Origin of the sequence: Lyngbya sp. CCAP 1446/10 (genome assembly GCF_026130175.1) — a bacterium.
Lineage (GTDB): Bacteria > Cyanobacteriota > Cyanobacteriia > Cyanobacteriales > Microcoleaceae > Microcoleus.
Window position 1 is genome coordinate 18,322 of record NZ_JAIGNI010000059.1, and the last position, 18,087, is coordinate 36,408.

The window sequence follows — 18,087 nt, forward strand, 5'->3', positions numbered from 1 at the left end:
TCAATTTATTTCAAGCCAAATAACTACAACAAGGAAACAAAAAACAATGCAAACCTACGACAATCCCAAAGTTAAATATGACTGGTGGGCAGGCAATGCCCGGTTCGCCAATCTTTCGGGATATTTCATTTCCGCTCACGTCGGTCAAGCAGCTTTAATTACTTTTTGGACAGGAGTATTTACTCTAGGTATTGCTGCCAAGTTCCACTTTGAATGGGAAGACTAGAAAAAACTTGGTTTTATCCTGGGATATCACTTGATTTTTTTGGGATTAGGCGCGCTGTTTTTGGTAGCTAAAGCGATAGTTTTCGTCGGTTTGTACGACTCGACTATTCAGGAAGTACGCACTGTTTTGAGTCCTACTCTCGATCCGTTAGTTATCTACGCCTATCAAACTCATTTGGCCAGTGTTGACAATTTGGAAGATTTGGTGGTCACATTTAGTTTAGCTGGCTTGGCTTTTATGGCTTTTGTTTCCTGTACGTTTGCGGGATATAACACGATTATTTATCCTGTTGAATTCTACGGGAGCGATCGCCTGAGATTGACAAACGCACAATTTTTCTTGGGTATATTAGCCCTTGCCGGTCACATCTGGCACGCTTCTCGCGCCCGTTTGAATAGAAGCTGAATTCGATTAAAGTCAGAAACCAAGTTTATTTTTACTTTATTGCTGACTTAAATCTGTTTCCAATTAGTGTGTTTTTTGAGAAATTACCCTATGACTGTTGTTATTTACTGCTTCTGTATCAGTATTTTGACGCTCGTGTTTTTGTGGAGTGCTTCGCTAGCATTGCGAGAGGGATTCCAGCAACTCCGGCGTCTGCATCAAATTCCTTGTTCCAATTGCGAATTTTTTACTAATGATTACCGTCTCAAATGTACGGTGCGGCCGTGCGTTGCTTGTACTGAGGATGCGATCGGCTGTACTGACTTTGAACCGAAGACTTGTTTTGCCAATTCTTGCCAGCAACATTGCTCTAGGGTTCACAAAGATTATGCAGAAATGCCGACCAATTCTTCTGTTCCACCTTTAGCAACCGGAATGAGAAGCTAGTAAATTCCCCCTGATTCAGGGGGATGTATCACAATTATTTGGAGAAATTCGCGATGAATTTATACAGCGCTAACTCACTCAAAGTAGAACTAAACCAGAGAGGCTGCCGCCTGACTCCTCAGCGAGAAACTATTTTGAGCGTCTTTCAAACTCTGCGACAAGGTAATCATTTGAGTGCGGAAGAATTATACAATACTTTGCAAGGTCAAGGAGAACGAATTGGCTTATCTACTGTCTACAGAACGCTGCATTTATTAGCAAGAATTGGAATTTTGCGTGAATTAGAATTAGCAGAAGGACACAAGCATTACGAACTAAATTTGCCGGAATTGCACCACCACCATCACCTAGTTTGCATTCAGTGTCACAAAACCTTTGAATTTAGTGATGAATCGATTTTAAAAATAGGCAAAAAGCAAGTTGATAAAGCTGGTGTAGAACTCCTTGACTGTCAATTAACTGTGCGTGCTGTTTGTTTGGAAGCGCTGCGGGAGGGATGGCCTTCTTTGGTGCCGAGCAATTGGTTATGTCCGAGATATCATTCGGAACTTGAGGAGGAAATGAGTTGAGTTGAATGAAAGACTCTTCGGGAATTGGGAATTGGGAATTGGGAATTGGGAATTGGGAATTGGGAATTGGGAATTGGGAATTGGGAATTTTCTGTTAGTTATTATAACCCACTACTAACAAACAACTAATGACCAATGACAACTGACCAATGACAACTGTCAACTGACAACTGTCAACTGACAACTGACAACTGTCAACTGACAACTGACAACTGACAACTGTCAACTGACAACTGACTTCACTTGTACTCAAGCAACTTCAGAATCGGAACGTTGGTGTTCCATCCGAAATACGTTAGCGTACAAACTAGCAACAATCTGTTTGCCTTCTTGGGTCAATTGCAAGTAACCGAGAGATTCGCTGATGTGAGGATAAATGCCGCTCCAGTAAAACTTAGAGTAGCTTTGTAGCAAGTCGCCCGGATGCCGGTATCCCAAAATTTTAGTAGCACCGCTTTCTTCCAACTCGTAAAACAGCGCGCCAATTTTCTGCAAATATTGCGGGTTGCTGAGCTGACCTATCAAGTCAGCACCGCGAACTAAATTAGAATAATTAACTGCATCTTCGTCAATGTTTCCGTCAAGCACCGAGAAACGAGTCTGTTCTATGTTCTGCTTAATTATCTCAGCATTAATTAGCTTGTGGTTGCCGAAGCGTTCGTCAATGAAAAGTTTGGCTCTGTCAACTCGGTAAGGAGCTAAGCTGGCGGCTGTTGCACCGGGAGCAAGTGCAATTCTCATGCCATCTTTTCCGGTAGCATACAATCCTTCTGATGTTTGGTCTTGCCGACAAACTCCTTTGACATATCCGATATCTTGGCACAGCAAAGAAATGATGTAGTGCAGCCAGTTTTCGCAGGATACTCCGCCCTTGCGAATGTGTTTCCCACGCAAGATTTCTTGGCCGACTAATGTAATGCAAATCGCGTGTTCTACATTGTGATAAAGAGCATCGCTGCTGGCGATGTTTTCTAGTGCCATTGCCCCCACCCAGGCAATAATGTCGGCATAGTCTGATTTGTAGCCTCCGTAAGTGCGACTGTATCCGTTCTCCAGTTGTTTTATGAAAGCCTCGATCAGCAGTTCTGTATAATTAAACATACCCTGTCCTTTTACTTTAATATTGCCTTTCAAGAGCGGTGAATCTATTTTGAGTCTCTCTAATATTATGGATGAGATTGTAACTCGGAACTCAAAATTAATTCACTCGCGTGCATTGTTCGCGCTTGCCTTTGGGGGAATCTCAACACTCCCAAGCAACTCAGTCCATGACTGAAAGCCATCCCCGCCGCACTGCATAGAGCAGCCTACTGACAATTTTTCCATCGTCTGAGCTTCTTAAACTCTGAGAATTAATTTCGTATTGAATTTGGTGGAACACAGTCCTATCGATCTTACCGGATTTCCAAATGTTCAAGTAAAGTTCGGAAATTATGCTTTCAGGAATATAAGCTTGGGTTTTCATCTGCGGTCAATTGAATGTATATTGCTTATTGTCAGCTAATTTTATATAACTTTATGTGATGTCGATCTCTCTGAGGCTGTGATGCGATCGCACGCACTCAGTTGATGGGCATCTTCGGAAAATGGTGATTCGATCGATATTTCGATCGCCACAAATTTTACTGACGGCTGTGGCCTGTATGACAGTTGCGCCTAAATTATATTATGTCACAGACCATTCGTCTGTTGTGGTCGCCTGCTCCTTTCCTTGCAGCCAGGAAGGAAGTTCGATCGCCTGCTGCGGCAAATTTCTTGCCAAAAAAACTCTAGTCGTGTAATATATAGAGTCTGGTATCCTCACTTACCCATAATTATTTTCATTTATCCCATCCCCCTAGAGGGGAAGGGACTTTCAGTGCGGATGCCGCCAAATCACTATATTCAGCAAAAAGCTAGAAATGCCGTAACTCATGCCCACTATTCAGCAACTCATCCGTTCAGCACGGGAACAAACGCAGAAAAAAACCAAATCGCCAGCTCTCAAGAGTTGCCCCCAGCGCCGCGGAGTTTGCACCAGAGTCTACACGACCACCCCGAAAAAACCTAACTCGGCGCTGCGGAAAGTGGCTCGGGTACGGCTGACATCTGGTTTTGAAGTGACAGCCTACATCCCCGGTATCGGTCACAACTTGCAAGAACACTCAGTAGTAATGATCCGCGGCGGTCGGGTAAAAGATTTACCCGGAGTTAGATATCACATCATTCGCGGTACATTAGACACCGCCGGGGTGAAAGACCGCAAACAAGGTCGTTCCAAGTATGGTGCTAAGCGTCCCAAAGCGAAAAAATAACACGGCTATCGCCCGCCGGGGTGAAAAAGCAAAAATTAAGTCTGATCTGTCGATCGAGATTTGAGCCGAAAACCCCAAATTCAATCAATCAAAATCAAAAATCCCAAATAGAACTATGTCTCGCCGCACAGTTATTCAAAAACGTCCAGTTCCGCCAGATCCAACTTACAACAGCCGGTTGGTAAGCATGATGGTGAGACGGATCATGCAGCACGGCAAAAAATCCGTTGCCTCCAGCATCGTCTACGACGCCCTAAAAACCATCCAAGAACGCACAGGAGCTGAGCCGTTAGACTTGTTTGAAAAAGCAGTCAAAAACGCTACACCCCTGGTAGAAGTCAAAGCCCGCCGGGTAGGTGGCGCCACCTACCAAGTGCCGATGGAAGTACGTTCCGATCGCGGAACCACCCTCGCCCTCCGCTGGCTGATCAGATTTGCCCGTGCCCGCACAGGCCGCTCGATGGCAGCCAAGCTGGCTAACGAACTGATGGATGCAGCTAACGAAACCGGCAGTGCTATTCGCAAGCGCGAAGAAACACACCGTATGGCCGAAGCTAACAAGGCTTTTGCTCACTACCGGTACTAATTGCCAAATCGGGCATGGATCAGAGGTCGATCGTGCGGCATAAAAGCATCGGGCGATCAATCGAAAAGTGTCAATTTTGAGTTATTGAGATTGCTTTCCCTGGGGCAATGCTGCCGGCCATTAGTGAAGCAAACTCAAAACTCCCAAAGTAAAAATTCACACATTCTCTGAATCCTCCATGTCGCATAGTTAATATTTTTGCAAACAAATGTTGCAAAAAGTATTAAAATGTAACAATAAACTCAATATACTTATCTTGTAAGTCGATTGGGAGTGCAAAATAAGGTTCTGTGTAGTATAATAGTATTATAACAGCAACACAAAATCAAAGGAGATAGCTGTGGCACGTATCGTCCCGCTAGAAAAAACTCGCAACATCGGCATCGCAGCCCACATAGATGCGGGCAAAACAACGACAACAGAAAGGATTCTGTTCTATTCTGGCATGGTTCACAAAATGGGTGAAGTGCACGAGGGGACAGCAGTCACTGACTGGATGGAGCAAGAGCGGGAGCGGGGAATTACGATTACTGCCGCCGCTATCACCACCAGTTGGAAAGATTACAAAATCAACATCATCGACACTCCAGGACACGTAGACTTCACGATCGAAGTCGAACGATCGATGCGAGTGCTCGACGGAGTGATAGCCGTTTTCTGCTCGGTAGGCGGAGTGCAGCCACAATCGGAAACAGTTTGGCGACAAGCCGATAGGTATCATGTACCCCGGATTGTGTTCGTCAACAAAATGGATCGAATGGGTGCAAACTTTTATAAAGTCCACGCCCAAATTTGCGATCGGATGAGAGCGAATGCCGTACCCGTCCAAATCCCGATCGGCAGCGAAGAAAACTTCCGGGGAATTGTAGATCTAGTGCAAATGAAAGCCTACATCTACAACAACAACACCGGCACCGACATCGAGGAAATAGAAATCCCCGATGAGGTAAAAGAACTCGCAGCAGAATATCGCACCAAGCTGATCGAATCCGTAGCAGAAACTAGCGACGCCCTCACGGCAAAATACCTCGAAGGCGAAGAACTAACGGAAGCCGAAATCCGCCATGCCCTGCGTCGAGGGACAATATCCGGGGCAATAGTCCCCGTACTGTGCGGTTCTGCCTTCAAAAACAAAGGCGTTCAGCTTTTGTTGGATGGAGTGATAGACTATCTGCCGTCGCCCTTGGAAGTTCCCCCAATTCAAGGACTACTGCCCAACGGCGACACCGCAGAGCGAGCAGCAGACGACAACGCGCCCCTGTCAGCCCTGGCATTCAAAATCATGGCAGACCCTTACGGCCGCCTGACCTTTGTTCGGGTATACTCCGGTATCCTGAAAAAAGGAACCTACGTCCTCAACTCCACCAAAGACAAAAAAGAGCGGGTTTCTCGCTTAATTGTCCTTAAAGCCGACGATCGGATAGAAGTTGAGGAACTCCGGGCCGGAGACTTGGGAGCAGCCTTGGGTTTGAAAGACACCTTCACCGGCGATACCCTCTGCGAAGAAGGATCGGCAGTGATTCTGGAATCCCTGTTTATTCCAGAGCCAGTCATCTCCGTGGCTGTCGAACCCAAAACCAAACAAGACATGGAGAAGCTCTCCAAAGCCCTCCAGTCGCTCTCGGAAGAAGACCCCACCTTCCGAGTCAACGTTGACCCAGAAACCAACCAGACAGTCATCGCCGGCATGGGCGAACTGCACCTGGAAATCCTGGTAGACAGAATGCTGCGGGAATTCAAAGTAGAAGCCAACGTGGGTCAGCCACAAGTAGCCTACCGCGAAACCATTCGCAAAGCCGTCCGCGCCGAAGGTAAATTTATCCGCCAAAGTGGCGGTAAAGGTCAGTACGGTCACGTCGTGATCGAACTAGAACCCACCGAAGTCGGAACTGGCTTTGAATTTGTCTCCAAAATTGTCGGCGGCACTGTACCCAAAGAGTACATCGGGCCGGCAGGACAGGGGATGAAAGAAGCCTGCGAATCGGGTATTGTAGCAGGATATCCCGTGATTGACCTCAAAGCTACTATGGTAGACGGGTCTTTCCACGACGTAGACTCCTCAGAAATGGCATTTAAGATCGCCGGTTCAATGGCGATCAAAGAAGCCGTGATGAAGGCGTCGCCAGTGCTACTAGAGCCTATGATGAAGGTAGAGGTTGAAGTTCCCGAAGATTACATCGGGAACGTCATCGGAGACCTCAACTCGCGTCGGGGTCAGATCGAGGGTCAAGAGACGGATCAGGGAATTGCCAAAGTTTCTGTCAAAGTTCCACTAGCAGAAATGTTTGGTTACGCTACCGATATCCGCTCAAAAACCCAAGGTCGAGGCATCTTCACAATGGAATTCAGCCATTACGAAGAAGTGCCGCGAAATGTGGCTGAAGCCATTATCGCGAAAAACAAAGGGAACTAATGATTTTGGATTTTAGATTTTGGATTTTGGATTGAATCCAAAATCGAGAATCTAAAATCTCAAGTCTAAAATCGCTAAAAAAAACAAGGAACAGATCGAGAATGGCACGCGCAAAATTTGAACGGACTAAACCCCACGTAAACATCGGCACCATCGGTCACGTTGACCACGGCAAAACAACTTTGACCGCGGCGATTACGATGACTCTTTCTGCACTGGGTCAGGCTAAGGGTAAAAACTACGCCGACATCGACGCTGCGCCAGAAGAAAAAGCACGCGGTATTACAATTAATACCGCTCACGTAGAATACGAAACTACAGGTCGCCACTACGCTCACGTAGACTGTCCCGGACACGCTGACTATGTGAAGAACATGATCACCGGTGCTGCTCAAATGGACGGCGGCATCCTAGTAGTGTCAGCAGCAGATGGCCCCATGCCTCAAACTCGCGAACACATCCTGCTAGCTAAGCAAGTTGGCGTTCCCAGCTTGGTTGTCTTCTTGAACAAGGAAGACATGGTGGATGACGCTGAACTGTTGGAATTGGTAGAAATGGAAGTTCGTGAACTGTTGAGTTCCTACGATTTTCCTGGCGATGACATCCCCATCGTGACCGGTTCGGGATTGAAAGCTCTCGAAGCGATGCTTGCTAATCCCAAAACCAAACAAGGCGAGAATGAGTGGGTTGACAAGATTTACAAGCTGATGGAATCAGTGGATTCTTACATCCCTACTCCAGAACGCGAAATTGATAAGCCTTTCTTGATGGCTGTAGAAGACGTATTCTCGATTACTGGTCGGGGTACTGTGGCGACTGGTCGGATTGAACGTGGCAAAGTCAAAGTCGGCGAAACAGTCGAAATTATTGGTCTTAAGGACACTCGCAGCACTACGGTGACTGGTGTGGAAATGTTCACCAAGTCCTTGGAGGAAGGCTTGGCCGGCGACAACGTGGGTCTACTTCTCCGGGGTATTTTGAAGGCTGATATTGAAAGAGGCATGGTAATTGCCAAGCCGAAGAGCATCTTGCCTCACACTCAGTTTGAATCTGAAGTGTACATTCTGAAAAAAGAAGAAGGCGGCCGTCACACGCCCTTTTTCTCTGGCTACCGCCCTCAATTCTACGTCCGTACAACTGACGTAACTGGTACAATCATGCAGTTCACTGCTGATGATGGTACGGAAGCTGAAATGGTGATGCCTGGTGACCGGATCAAAATGACTGTTGATCTGATTCACCCGATCGCGATCGAACAAGGAATGCGCTTCGCTATCCGCGAAGGTGGCCGTACAGTCGGCGCCGGCGTTGTTTCCAAAATCCTCAAGTAGGAATCCGCTAACGCTTTAAATAGCAGAAAAGCCTAATTAAATTTAGTGGCTTTTCTGCTATTTATTGATGAGTCATCAGTCAGTCGATTTGAGATTTTAGATTGATGTGCAACATTCAATCTGGATATTCAACAGCAGTCTAAAATTTTAGGATATCCACGACTAAAGTCGGAGAAGACCGTTTTTGGGCATGGTCATTAGTCCGCAGTTAGTTGTTAGCAAAAAAACAACTAACAATTGACAAGTGAAAACTAATGACTAATGACTACTGACTACTGACTACTGACTCCTGACTCCTGACTAACAACTAAAAACAAACTGAACCTAGAAAATTCAACAAAAAAATGGCAACTATTCCACAGCAAAAAATCCGCATTCGCCTCAAAGCTTTCGATCGCCGAATTCTAGACGCATCTTGCGAAAAGATTGTAGATACAGCAAATCGGACAGCCGCCACTGCGATCGGCCCGATTCCCCTACCGACAAAACGACGGATTTATTGCTTGCTGCGATCACCACACGTAGACAAAGATTCTCGCGAACACTTTGAAACCCGCACGCACCGTCGCATTATCGACATTCACCAGCCTTCTGCTAAAACAATTGACGCTTTGATGAAACTGGATTTGCCAGCCGGTGTAGATATCGAAGTTAAGCTGTAGATTGACGGATTTTAAACGCAGAAAGAAGGAACAATGGAAAAATACATTGTTCCTTCTTTTTGTTGAAAGTGCGATCAACAGTAGTCAGTAGTCAGTAGTCAGTAGTCAGTAGTCAGTAGTCAGTAGTCAGTAGTCAGTAGTCAGTAGTCAGTAGTCAGTAGTCAGTAGTCAGTAGTCAGTAGTTAGTGGTTTGTAAGTAAATCGCTCCAATTAAACGTAAAATTTTATCGATCAGCGGCCATCAAACAAATGGTCATTGTAAAGTGGCTTTCATAGCCTGTAACATAGTTAATTAAGCAAAAACATAATTTTTATCATTTTTAAAGGTATGACGGCTTGTTCAAGCTGGCAGCAGTTGCTGAGAGGATTGGCGATCGCCCGCAGTTGATCCCGAAGACCCTGCAAAAGCCCGATCGCTCCCGCCCCAGAATTACTCAAATCAGTTAAAGTAAGAAAAAGAAGCGCAAGTACCGTCACCTTTGAGCGACAATGGCATCCTCCTCCTCTGTAGCAGTTCGCGAACTCCCCCTATTTCCATTGCCGGAAGTGGTTCTATTTCCAGGTAGACCGCTGCCGCTGCAAATTTTCGAGTTTCGCTATCGAATCATGATGAATACGATTCTTGAGGGCGATCGCCGTTTCGGTGTACTCATGTGGGACCCCAACCAAAACAAAGTCTCAGCCGTTGGCTGTTGCGCCGAAGTGATTCACTGTCAGCGCCTCCCGGACGATCGCATGAAAATCATGACTCTCGGACAGCAGCGGTTCCGAGTCCTCGATGCCGTTCGGGAAAAACCCTATTTAGTCGGTTTAGTAGAATGGATTGAAGACGAACCGCCGCAAAAAGACCTCCGATCTTTGGGCAAAGAAGTCGAACAACTGCTGAGAGATGTAGTTCGCCTGTCTAGCAAATTGATGGATCAGCCGATCGACCTACCGGATGACATTCCCAGTTTGCCCACAGAACTGTCATACTGGGTAGCCAGCTATCTTTACGGTGCAGCGACAGAACAGCAAACTCTTTTAGAATTGCAAGATACAGCAGCGAGATTGGAACGCGAAACCGAAATTTTGACCTCTACTCGCAATCACTTGGCAGCAAGGACTGTACTGAAAGATACGCTCAAATAGGGAATTAGCGCAGGCAAAAAGTACGATCGGTTTTGCCTGCATTGAAGCCAAAATTACACACAAATCATACTATTTTCGATTTTAGATTTTCGCATTGGAGATTAAATAATTGAGAATTAATAGACCTTTTACAAAAATATCTAGGAACGGGCAAGATGCCCGTTCCACAGAAAAATTTATTGTTGTGGAACGGGCATCTTGCCCGTTCCAAAATTAGATGCTTGTGTCACAAAATCTCGACCAACCGAAACCATACGATGCAGTTAGAGGAGGTCAACTGCCACCTCCTGTGGGCGGTGTCGTGCTCGGCGGATTAGCCGGAGTTAAACATCGGCTGTCTAGTTCTGTTAGCGAACATCGCATTGCCGCCCTCAAGGAAGCTTTGAATTACGGCGATGCAGGCTTAAAAATAGCGATCGAGATTTGTCAAACCGAAACAGGGCCTGTGCAGCGGGCGGCCTGCGATTTGCTGCGAGAAAGGCTGAGTGCGATCGCCCGCGAAAAATTACAGGCCTTTGTACCTGCAACTTTAGATTCCGAAACAGGGGCAGACAGGACTCAAAAAATCTTAAATAACTCACCGAGTGCAGTCTCAGAAAAAAGTATCGATCGACAGTTGTCAGAAGCACAGTTAATATTTGAGACAATTATGCAGCAAATGCAACCAAATTTGTTGCTGTTAGAAGCATTAGTCGCCTCTGTAGAACGCGAAGAATTTACCAGCGAACTGATGAATCTTTGGGAGTTGTTAATCTCAGAAATTCAGGAACTTCTCAAAGAACTGCGTCAGGCTGTTGGCAGTGCGATTTCCGCCCAACTCCGCATTCAGTGGCAGTACAATCAAGCTGAATCTCAAGCCAATCAGTGGCAGCAGCGAGCTTTGCTAGCTCTTCAGAAAGGCGATGAAAATGTGGTTCGCCAGGCCTGGGTTCGGAAGCAGATCGAGTTAGATAAGGTAGCAGAACTAAAAATTGATTTAGACGACCAAACTGTGCGAGTAGAAACTCTCAACCGCAACTTGCTAGCTTTGGAAAGTAAGATTGCTGAAGCTAATTCTAAAAAAGAGATTCTGAAGATGCAGCTTCATTTTGCCAAGGTACAGGAGCAAATTAACTGCACTTTCAGCCAAATGAATAATATATTTTTTCGTCCTTAGTTGTGGAATTCTGCGCGTATATATTGCGTAATTTCAGAGTTGTCTGATGCAAAACTGAATCGCTCCGCTTAAATTTGTTGCCTTATCAAATTTAGCGCCTTCGAGCTTAGCACCGCATAAAAAGGCTCCGCTCAAATTAGCACCGCGCAAGTCAGCTTCTGTCAAATCGGCGCCCTGAAGATTAGCTTCATACAACAATGCTCCTTTCAGGTTAGCCTGTTTTAGACTTGCTCCCCGCAGTTTTGCTTCGCTTAGATTGGCTTCTCTGAGGTCTGTATTGTCCAAGCAAGCATCAATGAGGTTGGCTTCGATTAGGTTTGCCCGGTACAATGAAGCCCCGCTCAAATCAACACCAATCATTTTGCTGTCGCTCAAATTGGCGTTTTTCAGGTTTGCCTCAATCATGTCAGCTCCTGTCAATCTGGAAAAAGTTAGATTTGCTCCAGTCAAATCGGCCGCCTTTAGTTTGGTCATTACCAGGCAAGCATTTTTGAGGTTGGCACCTATTAAGTTCGCCCAACTTAGGTCTGCCGAAGCTAAATTGATTTCTTTCAAAATGGCACAAGCCAGATTAATATGAATCAAGAAAGCTTCTCGCAAAGAAGCCTCTTTCAAGTTGGTTTCATGAAAGTCTCTTTCTCCGGCTGCATATCGCTTCAGAAGTTCATCCGCATTCATCTGGCTAGCCTCCTAAGTTGTATTTAAAATTATACTACTGACAGTACAGTGTAACACCCAAAGATTTTTAAAGTTTCCGTGTGTTTTTTTAGCTCTTCTAGTGCCGATCGCACTAATGTAGAACAAGCATCCGCTTCAACGTCCATAAAGAAAATATATTCTCCGAGCGATCGCTTAGTCGGCCGAGATTCAATCCGACTTAAGTTAATACCGCGACTGGCAAATACTTGTAAAGGTTTTACCAGTGTTCCCGGCATATTTGCAGGTACGCTAAAAGCTAGTGATGTGTGAGTACAATTGGACGGTAAAGCATCAAGGATCAATGTAGCAGCAGATTTGGTGATGGATTTGATCAATGATTCATCGGCGGCTTCTGGGTTGCCAATTTCTCCTGCATTCGGGCCGAGTATCCAAAATCGAGTGTAATTGTCGGGATAATCATTAATCGGGCTCGCTAGCACGGGCAATTTGTAGAGTTCGGCGGCTCTGGGCGAAGAGATTGCCGCTATACTACTATCTTCCAGGTACTGCAACGCTTCCGTGGTTGAATTGGCTGGGATCAACTGAGCCTCCGGGATAAACTCGGCCAACCACAACTGACACTGAGCTAGGGCTTGCGGGTGAGAGTAAACTTTTTGAATCTCGTTAAAACTTTGAGCATTTGACAGCAGCGCGTGGGAAATCGGCAAAACCAGGGCGTGTTTAATGCGCAGTGTATCCAGTCGCCACAGGGTATCTAGGGTAACAGTCACGCTACCTTCGATCGAATTTTCCACCGGCACAATTGAAAAATCAACCTGTCCAGAGGCAGATGCTTCTAGTGCCTGAGAAATGGTTGAATAAGGACACAGGGTGCATTCGGAGTTAGTTTCTTGGCTCAGCCACTTGGCATAAGATAGAGCGGCTGTTTCTGCATTAGTACCTATAGGGCCGAGATGTGCGATCGTCTTCGAGGGCTTCGCTAAGGAAATTTTCATAATAATCGGTAATTTTACGTTACAAATGTTTGCTTTACTCTCATCAGCGAGCAAGTATGATGAAAAAATTAGTGATGTACCGAAAGCTTTTATCCGTTATTTCTCGGATGACATTGCCTGAGTGTGCGAGTTAACCCGCAACTCATATCACCTAAAAAAAGTTATAGTTTATTAAGATATGCTTACGAATCCTATATATTGATATCTTCTCATGTATATACGCTTTAATGCTTTCCAATCCATTGAGATCGCCGTACCAGATGAACGGGTTCCCATTCAACATTATCTGCGCCAGCCGAGGCGACTGGTGAACGCTCTGGTCGATCGCACTCGCACAGAGCAACTTAGCGATGACTGTTTCCGCCTGAAAATGCGGCCGTTACAATTTATGATGCTGAGCATTCAACCCACAGTAGACATGAGAGTGTGGGCGCAGTCGGACGGCACAATCAATTTGGAGTCCGTCGCCTGCGAAATTCTCGGCGTGGATTATATAAACGATCGCTTTGCTCTCAATCTTAAAGGAAAGCTTTATGTGCACCAAAGTAGCGGGGTAGCATACTTGAAGGGAAAAGCGGATTTGGAAGTGCAAGTAGAGCTACCACCACCGTTTTGGCTGACGCCCAAATCGATTTTAGAAGCAACGGGCAACGGTTTGCTCAAGAGCGTGCTGCTGAGCGTCAAACAGCGGTTGATGTACCAGTTACTTTTAGATTATCGCCGGTGGGCAAGCAACGAAACTGAGTTAATATCGAGTGATATTCCTCAAATCTTGTCTTTAGAAGGTTGATTTCGTACTAGAGAATCTGTAGACTTGCATGGCATTGCCCTCGCTCTCAATTCTTGAAATCATCTGCGTTTATCTGCGTTTATCTGTGTTTATCTGCGGTTGACCCGCTCTATTAAATATTTATGCAATTCGTTTTATGAATTAATGTATAGGTATATTTGGGCAAAAATCAGCCCAATTGCCCAGATATTAGTTAGATGATCGAATTGTGCTGAAGCTTTGTTGGAGTTTGCGAGCAGGCATAGATACCGGCCGGTCAGTCAAGATCGATTTGAGTCAGCGCTCCATGTTCATAGTCTTCGATGATTCCCCCAGTCTGAGACCAAGTAGTTGAGTTTTCTTTTGAAACTTCGTCCTTTTTGTCGGCGAGTTCAGAATGTGGCGGCCGAGTTATTTTGGTCGGTGGGACAGTCGTCGCGCCCACGCGAATCCTGATTTTCGGCCCGGAATTGCCCAAGCGAATCGTCATCCCGTCCGCTAATGAAACCTGAGCGATCGGTCTATCATCTACATAAGTGCCGTTAGCGCCAAAATTAATAATTTCCCAGCCATAAGGGTGATTCCACAGCTCTACGTGGTGGCGGGAAACTACAGCGCTGTAAATAATTACATCATTGTCGTTCGATCGACCGATCCGAACCACCGATTCGGATTCAAAACACCAACTTTGAACCGGGACAGACTGGATAGGATGTAGCAGAGTTAAGGTGATCACTGATGTTTTGACACTCCACCGCAAGACAGAAACGGGGATAATTCAAGAGCTAATTTTTGGGATAAAACCGCAAAAAATTTGATAATTAAAGGCGTTATCAGTCCGACGCTACTCATTCTAGATGAAATAATAGTTGGTTGTATCAAACAGCATAGGTCTTTTTGAGTTGCTAACATTTTCCTTATTGATGCAATACGTTTAAAATACAATGCTTTGAGTAGCGGTGGAATTCCTCGCACAGAAAGCCTCAATCTCCTACGAAAATACCGATCGACCTTCCTGGTACGGGCCGCCCCAAAAATGCGATCGGCAAGTAGCAGCTTTCTCGATCAGGGAGGCCACACTAAGAGGGCAAATCGGACTCTGGCGGTTGTGCCGGATCTGGCGGTACAGATTCATCCCTTTGCCGCTTCAACTCTGCCACTTTTTCTTGAGCTACATCCCTGACTTCTAGAGCTTTATCTTGAATTTTCCCCGCCAGATTTCGAGCGCCCCGCTTCACGCCAGCCACATTTTTGATAGTTTTGTCGAAATCTTCCTGTAAAAACTCTGCTACGATCCCGACTTTGTGGTGCAGTCCCTCCGCATACTGCACCGGTTCCGATACAGTAGCCTCAGAGACGATCGCCCGCTTGCTGCCGATGGTCGAAATAGCTGCCACCGGCAGCAAGTAAATCCCGTCTAAAACGCCGCGCCAGCCGCTCGATTTAAACAGGTAATCGGTAACAGAACCAGTGCGGACATCAAATAGGTAGTCAACCACCGTACCCGCCTTATTTCCTGCATCCGTGAGCACCTCAAGCCCGATCGGACAAACAGCTTGTTCCGGCTGATGCAATTCCGGGAGTTCCGGGTTAATCGTCACAAAAACATTTTCGCCCACCGTATCAACTTGCGCCCAAGCGAACCAGGTTTTTTTGCTGCCCAAAAGTCCCGACTTGCAAGTAAAGCCGATCGCCCGCTGGGAGTGAGGATCGAGCCAAAGCCGATCCACCCTGCCGACCTCTTCCGCCGTGCGGCGGTCGATCGTGCGACGGTTGAGCAGCGAACTGCGCCTAACAATCTGTTGTGATGTACTCATAAATAAACTCCTGAGTGCCAGCGAGAGAAAAATGTCGATCGTCCAAAGATGCCGATTTAATATTCTTCTTCTTGTTCCGAATAATTGCGAGTATTTTCTGCCTCCGTCAACTCCTCTTCTTCCTTGGAAGTGCCAACTTCTTTGTGGCTGGGAAGAGGAATCGTGCTAATCTGGGCGTCCTCCGAGGGAGCGTCAATTACCTTAGCTTCCCTTGACTTGACGCTAATTTGTGCTAACTGGACTGAGGACTGATTCGCATCGACGTTGATTTGAATTTTCGGTCCCGATCGAGCCAAGTGAACGATCAGACCGTCCACAACGGGAACCTTAGCGATCGGCTTACCATCGAGGTAAGTGCCGTTGGTACCTAAATTAATCAGTTCCCAAGTTATACCGCTGCGTCGCAATTCGATGTGGCGACGAGAAACCACAGCGCTAAAAAGAACGACGTGGTTTTCGGTCGATCGCCCGATCCGGACGACCTGTTCGTCATCAAAGATCCAACTGCGGACGGGAATAGACTGGAGTGGATGTAGCAAGGTCAGCTTAATCACATTGGCAGCATTGAGTTTTGGTAGAGCGCCTCAAGATGCGATTTTAGATTTTAGACTTTCTCTAGCCCAATCCAAACTCGATCTAAGAGATTTGAAATAGAAACGTAACCAGGTCTCCTTTCCCCAGAGAGATGCGGTCTCCCGGTCGCAACCGATGTCGGTTTCCGCGGGGCAGGGAAGTATTGTTGACATAAGTGCCGTTAGAACTCCCTACATCTTCTAGGTAGCAAGCATCTCCCTCCACCCGGAGATTTGCGTGTACCCGAGAAACTATCTCAGAATTAGCAAATCCCGAAACATCAATATCCGGCGGCACCAAATCATTTGGCTTGCCGATGTGAATCACAGCCAGATTGTGAGGCAATTCGATCGGCGTATTTGTCTGAACGTGTATCAGACGCGCCGACTGCTGTTGCAGTTGAGTTTTCGCCACACCCGCTGGCTGTGGGTTGGGAACCGGGGGAGAGGTATTTGGTGCTGTTGCCACCGATTCAGTTGTAACAGGAACCGATGGCGACGGCGAGGGTTCTGCAATCGTAGGGATGCTGACGGGAGTTTTTTCCAAGTTCGGCCCCAGATCTGGGGTAACTAGAGGTTCCATTGCGATCGTCAGGGGTTCGGTTGGCGCTAAGTCCGGCACCAGTGGCGATACCACTGTGGGGCCCACAGGCGAGGCGGACGGTACTGTCACCTCAACTTCTGGAACGTAGGAACCCGGACGCAAATTAAAGCCACACTGACCGCAAAATGCTGCATCTGCCTGAACCGCTGCACCGCAGTTTGGGCAACTGGCGGTAACGGGTAAAGGCGTGTAACAAGACTCGCACTGGCTGGCCCCGTCGGGGTTCTGGTGATTGCAATTGGGACAGACAATCATCGATTTCTCCTTGCTATCGGCCAGATTTTCAAATCAGCCTCATAAAAATAGTCGTGTATATAGTCAAATTTTAACTTTAACAGCCACAATTCTTATACTACTTAGCTAATACTAGCAAGTCCACTCACGCCGTGACGTTTGCGCTGATTGGCGATCGTCCGTGAGTGATACTGTTGACTATATTGGCATGGCGCAAGCTGTCTCGGCTATTTTACCGCTTCGCCTGCGGTCGCATCGAGCAGCCACCAAAGTTCGCCCTCTGGTTCAACGAGTCTGGCTGGATAGGTCATTGCGTCGGCTGCGGGGGCAAAAATTTGAGCGAGGGCGGGTTGTTTGCTGGCTCCTGCGACCATGAAGATGACGCACCGGGCGCGGTTGATTAAGGGGACTGTAAAAGTGATGCGGGGTTGACCGTCTTTGTTGCCGACAGTTACTAGAGCGTCGCGGACTTGCAAGGCTGCTGTGCCGGGAAATAGAGAGGCTGTGTGGGCGTCGTCTCCTATGCCTAATAGAATGATGTCGAAAGCGGGAAACTCACCTTCTGATATTTTGAAGAACTGCTGCAATTCGGTTTGGTGCGCTGAGGCGTCGGCTGCGGGGTCAGCCGCGCCTGTGGGCATGGGGTGAATGTTGCTGGCGGGGATGTTTACTCGATCGAGCCAAGCGAGGCGCGCCATTTTTTGATTGCTGTCCGGGTGCTGTGGGGTAACGTAGCGTTCGTCGCCCCAGAAAACGTGAATTTTGTCCCAAGGCAGGTCTTGGGTGGCGATCGCTCTGTAGAGCGGTTCTGGTGTGCTGCCGCCCGCCAAGGCGATCGTACAAATTCCGCGTTCTGCGATGGCTGCTGGGATTTTCGACAAGACAACCGCGAGAGAGCGCTCTATGAGTTCTTCCCGATTTGCTAATACTTCTACTACTTTTTTCATTAATTTTCTCTCAACTTTCGTCTTCGTGTTGCTTCCTTGCCAATGTCAATTTTGCCTTGACATTTTGCTTTGAGGTCGATCGGCTGACACCCACGCAGGCTCAACACCAGGTAAAGTCGGATTTTATCATTTTTAGCCCGCTTTATTTTAAGTTGGCAACACTTATAGCAATCCTAAATCATTATCTACACTTATTATGATATAATTATATGCAATAATTGATTGTGACAATAAAAAAATGAATAACTTACAAATGCCACAGAAAGATATGGAAAAAGAAAGAGCGGCGT

The 18,087-nt window shown here is 46.7% G+C and carries 22 protein-coding genes; 13 read left to right on the forward strand and 9 right to left on the reverse strand.

All coding sequences use genetic code 11. The features are described 5' to 3' along the window. Positions 1-46: 46 nt before the first annotated feature. From K4039_RS21510 to K4039_RS21525, 4 genes are all read left to right on the forward strand, one after another. Positions 47-226 (forward strand): hypothetical protein, encoded by a 180-nt coding sequence (locus tag K4039_RS21510; protein WP_265238346.1) that lies wholly within the window; start codon positions 47-49, stop codon positions 224-226. 30 nt (positions 227-256) lie between these two features. Further along, entirely contained in the window at positions 257-631 is a 375-nt protein-coding gene (locus K4039_RS21515; RefSeq protein ID WP_375339821.1) for a hypothetical protein, read from the forward strand. A gap of 90 nt (positions 632-721) precedes the next feature. Continuing rightward, entirely contained in the window at positions 722-1,057 is a 336-nt protein-coding gene (locus K4039_RS21520; protein ID WP_265238348.1) for a hypothetical protein, read from the forward strand. A 53-nt stretch (positions 1,058-1,110) separates the two neighbouring features. Beyond that, positions 1,111-1,626 carry a transcriptional repressor gene (locus tag K4039_RS21525; protein WP_265238350.1) on the forward strand — a complete coding sequence of 172 codons (516 nt, stop codon included), beginning with the start codon at positions 1,111-1,113 and terminating at the stop codon, positions 1,624-1,626. Between the two features lie 249 nt (positions 1,627-1,875). Here K4039_RS21525 and K4039_RS21530 read toward each other — a convergent pair whose 3' ends face one another. Together K4039_RS21530 and K4039_RS21535 are read right to left on the reverse strand one after the other, a co-directional pair. Next, positions 1,876-2,727: an Npun_R2479 family HD domain-containing metalloprotein gene (locus K4039_RS21530; RefSeq protein ID WP_265238352.1), complete on the reverse strand. Its 852-nt coding sequence runs from the start codon at positions 2,725-2,727 to the stop codon at positions 1,876-1,878. A gap of 160 nt (positions 2,728-2,887) precedes the next feature. Next, positions 2,888-3,091, reverse strand: coding sequence for a hypothetical protein (locus K4039_RS21535; RefSeq protein WP_265238354.1), 204 nt, complete (start codon positions 3,089-3,091; stop codon positions 2,888-2,890). 121 nt (positions 3,092-3,212) lie between these two features. Here K4039_RS21535 and K4039_RS21540 point away from each other — a divergent pair, with 121 nt between their 5' ends. From K4039_RS21540 to K4039_RS21575, 8 genes are all read left to right on the forward strand, one after another. Beyond that, complete coding sequence (locus K4039_RS21540; RefSeq protein ID WP_265238356.1) at positions 3,213-3,407, forward strand: hypothetical protein; 195 nt, start codon at positions 3,213-3,215, stop codon at positions 3,405-3,407. Positions 3,408-3,539: 132 nt separating this feature from the next. Further along, positions 3,540-3,920, forward strand: coding sequence for a 30S ribosomal protein S12 (rpsL, locus tag K4039_RS21545; protein ID WP_096831142.1), 381 nt, complete (start codon positions 3,540-3,542; stop codon positions 3,918-3,920). Positions 3,921-4,035: 115 nt separating this feature from the next. Beyond that, the gene (rpsG, locus tag K4039_RS21550; RefSeq protein WP_006632196.1) at positions 4,036-4,506 is read left to right on the forward strand and encodes a 30S ribosomal protein S7; all 471 of its coding nucleotides are present in this window, start codon (positions 4,036-4,038) and stop codon (positions 4,504-4,506) included. Positions 4,507-4,846: 340 nt separating this feature from the next. Beyond that, complete coding sequence (gene fusA / locus K4039_RS21555; RefSeq protein ID WP_265238380.1) at positions 4,847-6,919, forward strand: elongation factor G; 2,073 nt, start codon at positions 4,847-4,849, stop codon at positions 6,917-6,919. A gap of 101 nt (positions 6,920-7,020) precedes the next feature. Continuing rightward, on the forward strand, positions 7,021-8,250 hold the full coding sequence (gene tuf, locus K4039_RS21560; RefSeq protein WP_265238382.1) for an elongation factor Tu: 1,230 nt from the start codon (positions 7,021-7,023) through the stop codon (positions 8,248-8,250). A gap of 353 nt (positions 8,251-8,603) precedes the next feature. Then, the gene (gene rpsJ / locus K4039_RS21565; RefSeq protein ID WP_265238410.1) at positions 8,604-8,912 is read left to right on the forward strand and encodes a 30S ribosomal protein S10; all 309 of its coding nucleotides are present in this window, start codon (positions 8,604-8,606) and stop codon (positions 8,910-8,912) included. 489 nt (positions 8,913-9,401) lie between these two features. Then, entirely contained in the window at positions 9,402-10,043 is a 642-nt protein-coding gene (locus K4039_RS21570) for an LON peptidase substrate-binding domain-containing protein (protein WP_265238384.1), read from the forward strand. Positions 10,044-10,260: 217 nt separating this feature from the next. Continuing rightward, complete coding sequence (locus K4039_RS21575; RefSeq protein ID WP_265238386.1) at positions 10,261-11,199, forward strand: PspA/IM30 family protein; 939 nt, start codon at positions 10,261-10,263, stop codon at positions 11,197-11,199. 33 nt (positions 11,200-11,232) lie between these two features. Here the strand turns inward: K4039_RS21575 and K4039_RS21580 are convergent, their stop codons facing one another. Then, positions 11,233-11,877 carry a pentapeptide repeat-containing protein gene (locus K4039_RS21580; RefSeq protein WP_265238388.1) on the reverse strand — a complete coding sequence of 215 codons (645 nt, stop codon included), beginning with the start codon at positions 11,875-11,877 and terminating at the stop codon, positions 11,233-11,235. Between the two features lie 29 nt (positions 11,878-11,906). After that, on the reverse strand, positions 11,907-12,854 hold the full coding sequence (gene pheA / locus K4039_RS21585) for a prephenate dehydratase (protein WP_265238389.1): 948 nt from the start codon (positions 12,852-12,854) through the stop codon (positions 11,907-11,909). A 211-nt stretch (positions 12,855-13,065) separates the two neighbouring features. Between pheA and K4039_RS21590 the strand changes: the two genes are divergently transcribed. After that, a complete protein-coding gene (locus K4039_RS21590) occupies positions 13,066-13,644 on the forward strand; it encodes a DUF1997 domain-containing protein (RefSeq protein ID WP_265238391.1) in 579 nt (192 codons plus the stop codon). A gap of 256 nt (positions 13,645-13,900) precedes the next feature. Here K4039_RS21590 and K4039_RS21595 read toward each other — a convergent pair whose 3' ends face one another. The 5 genes from K4039_RS21595 to pgl all read right to left on the reverse strand — a co-directional run bounded on the left by K4039_RS21595 (position 13,901) and on the right by pgl (position 17,797). Next, positions 13,901-14,359, reverse strand: a complete 459-nt coding sequence (locus K4039_RS21595) for an FHA domain-containing protein (protein WP_265238393.1) — start codon at positions 14,357-14,359, stop codon at positions 13,901-13,903. 343 nt (positions 14,360-14,702) lie between these two features. Continuing rightward, positions 14,703-15,440, reverse strand: a complete 738-nt coding sequence (locus K4039_RS21600) for a PRC-barrel domain-containing protein (protein WP_265238395.1) — start codon at positions 15,438-15,440, stop codon at positions 14,703-14,705. Positions 15,441-15,496: 56 nt separating this feature from the next. After that, positions 15,497-15,994 carry an FHA domain-containing protein gene (locus K4039_RS21605; protein ID WP_265238397.1) on the reverse strand — a complete coding sequence of 166 codons (498 nt, stop codon included), beginning with the start codon at positions 15,992-15,994 and terminating at the stop codon, positions 15,497-15,499. Between the two features lie 82 nt (positions 15,995-16,076). Then, positions 16,077-16,871, reverse strand: a complete 795-nt coding sequence (locus K4039_RS21610) for an FHA domain-containing protein (protein ID WP_265238399.1) — start codon at positions 16,869-16,871, stop codon at positions 16,077-16,079. Between the two features lie 206 nt (positions 16,872-17,077). Then, positions 17,078-17,797 carry a 6-phosphogluconolactonase gene (pgl, locus tag K4039_RS21615; protein WP_265238401.1) on the reverse strand — a complete coding sequence of 240 codons (720 nt, stop codon included), beginning with the start codon at positions 17,795-17,797 and terminating at the stop codon, positions 17,078-17,080. Positions 17,798-18,087: the final 290 nt, after the last annotated feature.

Excerpts from the sequence above, each read along its gene's own strand:
- K4039_RS21510 (WP_265238346.1), top strand. The coding sequence starts at position 47 with ATGCAAACCTACGACAATCCCAAAGTTAAATATGACTGGTGGGCAGGC.
- K4039_RS21520 (WP_265238348.1), top strand. The coding sequence starts at position 722 with ATGACTGTTGTTATTTACTGCTTCTGTATCAGTATTTTGACGCTCGTG.
- K4039_RS21525 (WP_265238350.1), top strand. The coding sequence starts at position 1,111 with ATGAATTTATACAGCGCTAACTCACTCAAAGTAGAACTAAACCAGAGA.
- K4039_RS21530 (WP_265238352.1), bottom strand. The coding sequence starts at position 2,727 with ATGTTTAATTATACAGAACTGCTGATCGAGGCTTTCATAAAACAACTG.
- K4039_RS21535 (WP_265238354.1), bottom strand. The coding sequence starts at position 3,091 with ATGAAAACCCAAGCTTATATTCCTGAAAGCATAATTTCCGAACTTTAC.
- K4039_RS21540 (WP_265238356.1), top strand. The coding sequence starts at position 3,213 with ATGGTGATTCGATCGATATTTCGATCGCCACAAATTTTACTGACGGCT.
- rpsL (WP_096831142.1), top strand. The coding sequence starts at position 3,540 with ATGCCCACTATTCAGCAACTCATCCGTTCAGCACGGGAACAAACGCAG.
- rpsG (WP_006632196.1), top strand. The coding sequence starts at position 4,036 with ATGTCTCGCCGCACAGTTATTCAAAAACGTCCAGTTCCGCCAGATCCA.
- tuf (WP_265238382.1), top strand. The coding sequence starts at position 7,021 with ATGGCACGCGCAAAATTTGAACGGACTAAACCCCACGTAAACATCGGC.
- K4039_RS21570 (WP_265238384.1), top strand. The coding sequence starts at position 9,402 with ATGGCATCCTCCTCCTCTGTAGCAGTTCGCGAACTCCCCCTATTTCCA.
- K4039_RS21575 (WP_265238386.1), top strand. The coding sequence starts at position 10,261 with ATGCTTGTGTCACAAAATCTCGACCAACCGAAACCATACGATGCAGTT.
- K4039_RS21580 (WP_265238388.1), bottom strand. The coding sequence starts at position 11,877 with ATGAATGCGGATGAACTTCTGAAGCGATATGCAGCCGGAGAAAGAGAC.
- pheA (WP_265238389.1), bottom strand. The coding sequence starts at position 12,854 with ATGAAAATTTCCTTAGCGAAGCCCTCGAAGACGATCGCACATCTCGGC.
- K4039_RS21590 (WP_265238391.1), top strand. The coding sequence starts at position 13,066 with ATGTATATACGCTTTAATGCTTTCCAATCCATTGAGATCGCCGTACCA.
- K4039_RS21600 (WP_265238395.1), bottom strand. The coding sequence starts at position 15,440 with ATGAGTACATCACAACAGATTGTTAGGCGCAGTTCGCTGCTCAACCGT.
- K4039_RS21610 (WP_265238399.1), bottom strand. The coding sequence starts at position 16,871 with ATGATTGTCTGTCCCAATTGCAATCACCAGAACCCCGACGGGGCCAGC.
- pgl (WP_265238401.1), bottom strand. The coding sequence starts at position 17,797 with ATGAAAAAAGTAGTAGAAGTATTAGCAAATCGGGAAGAACTCATAGAG.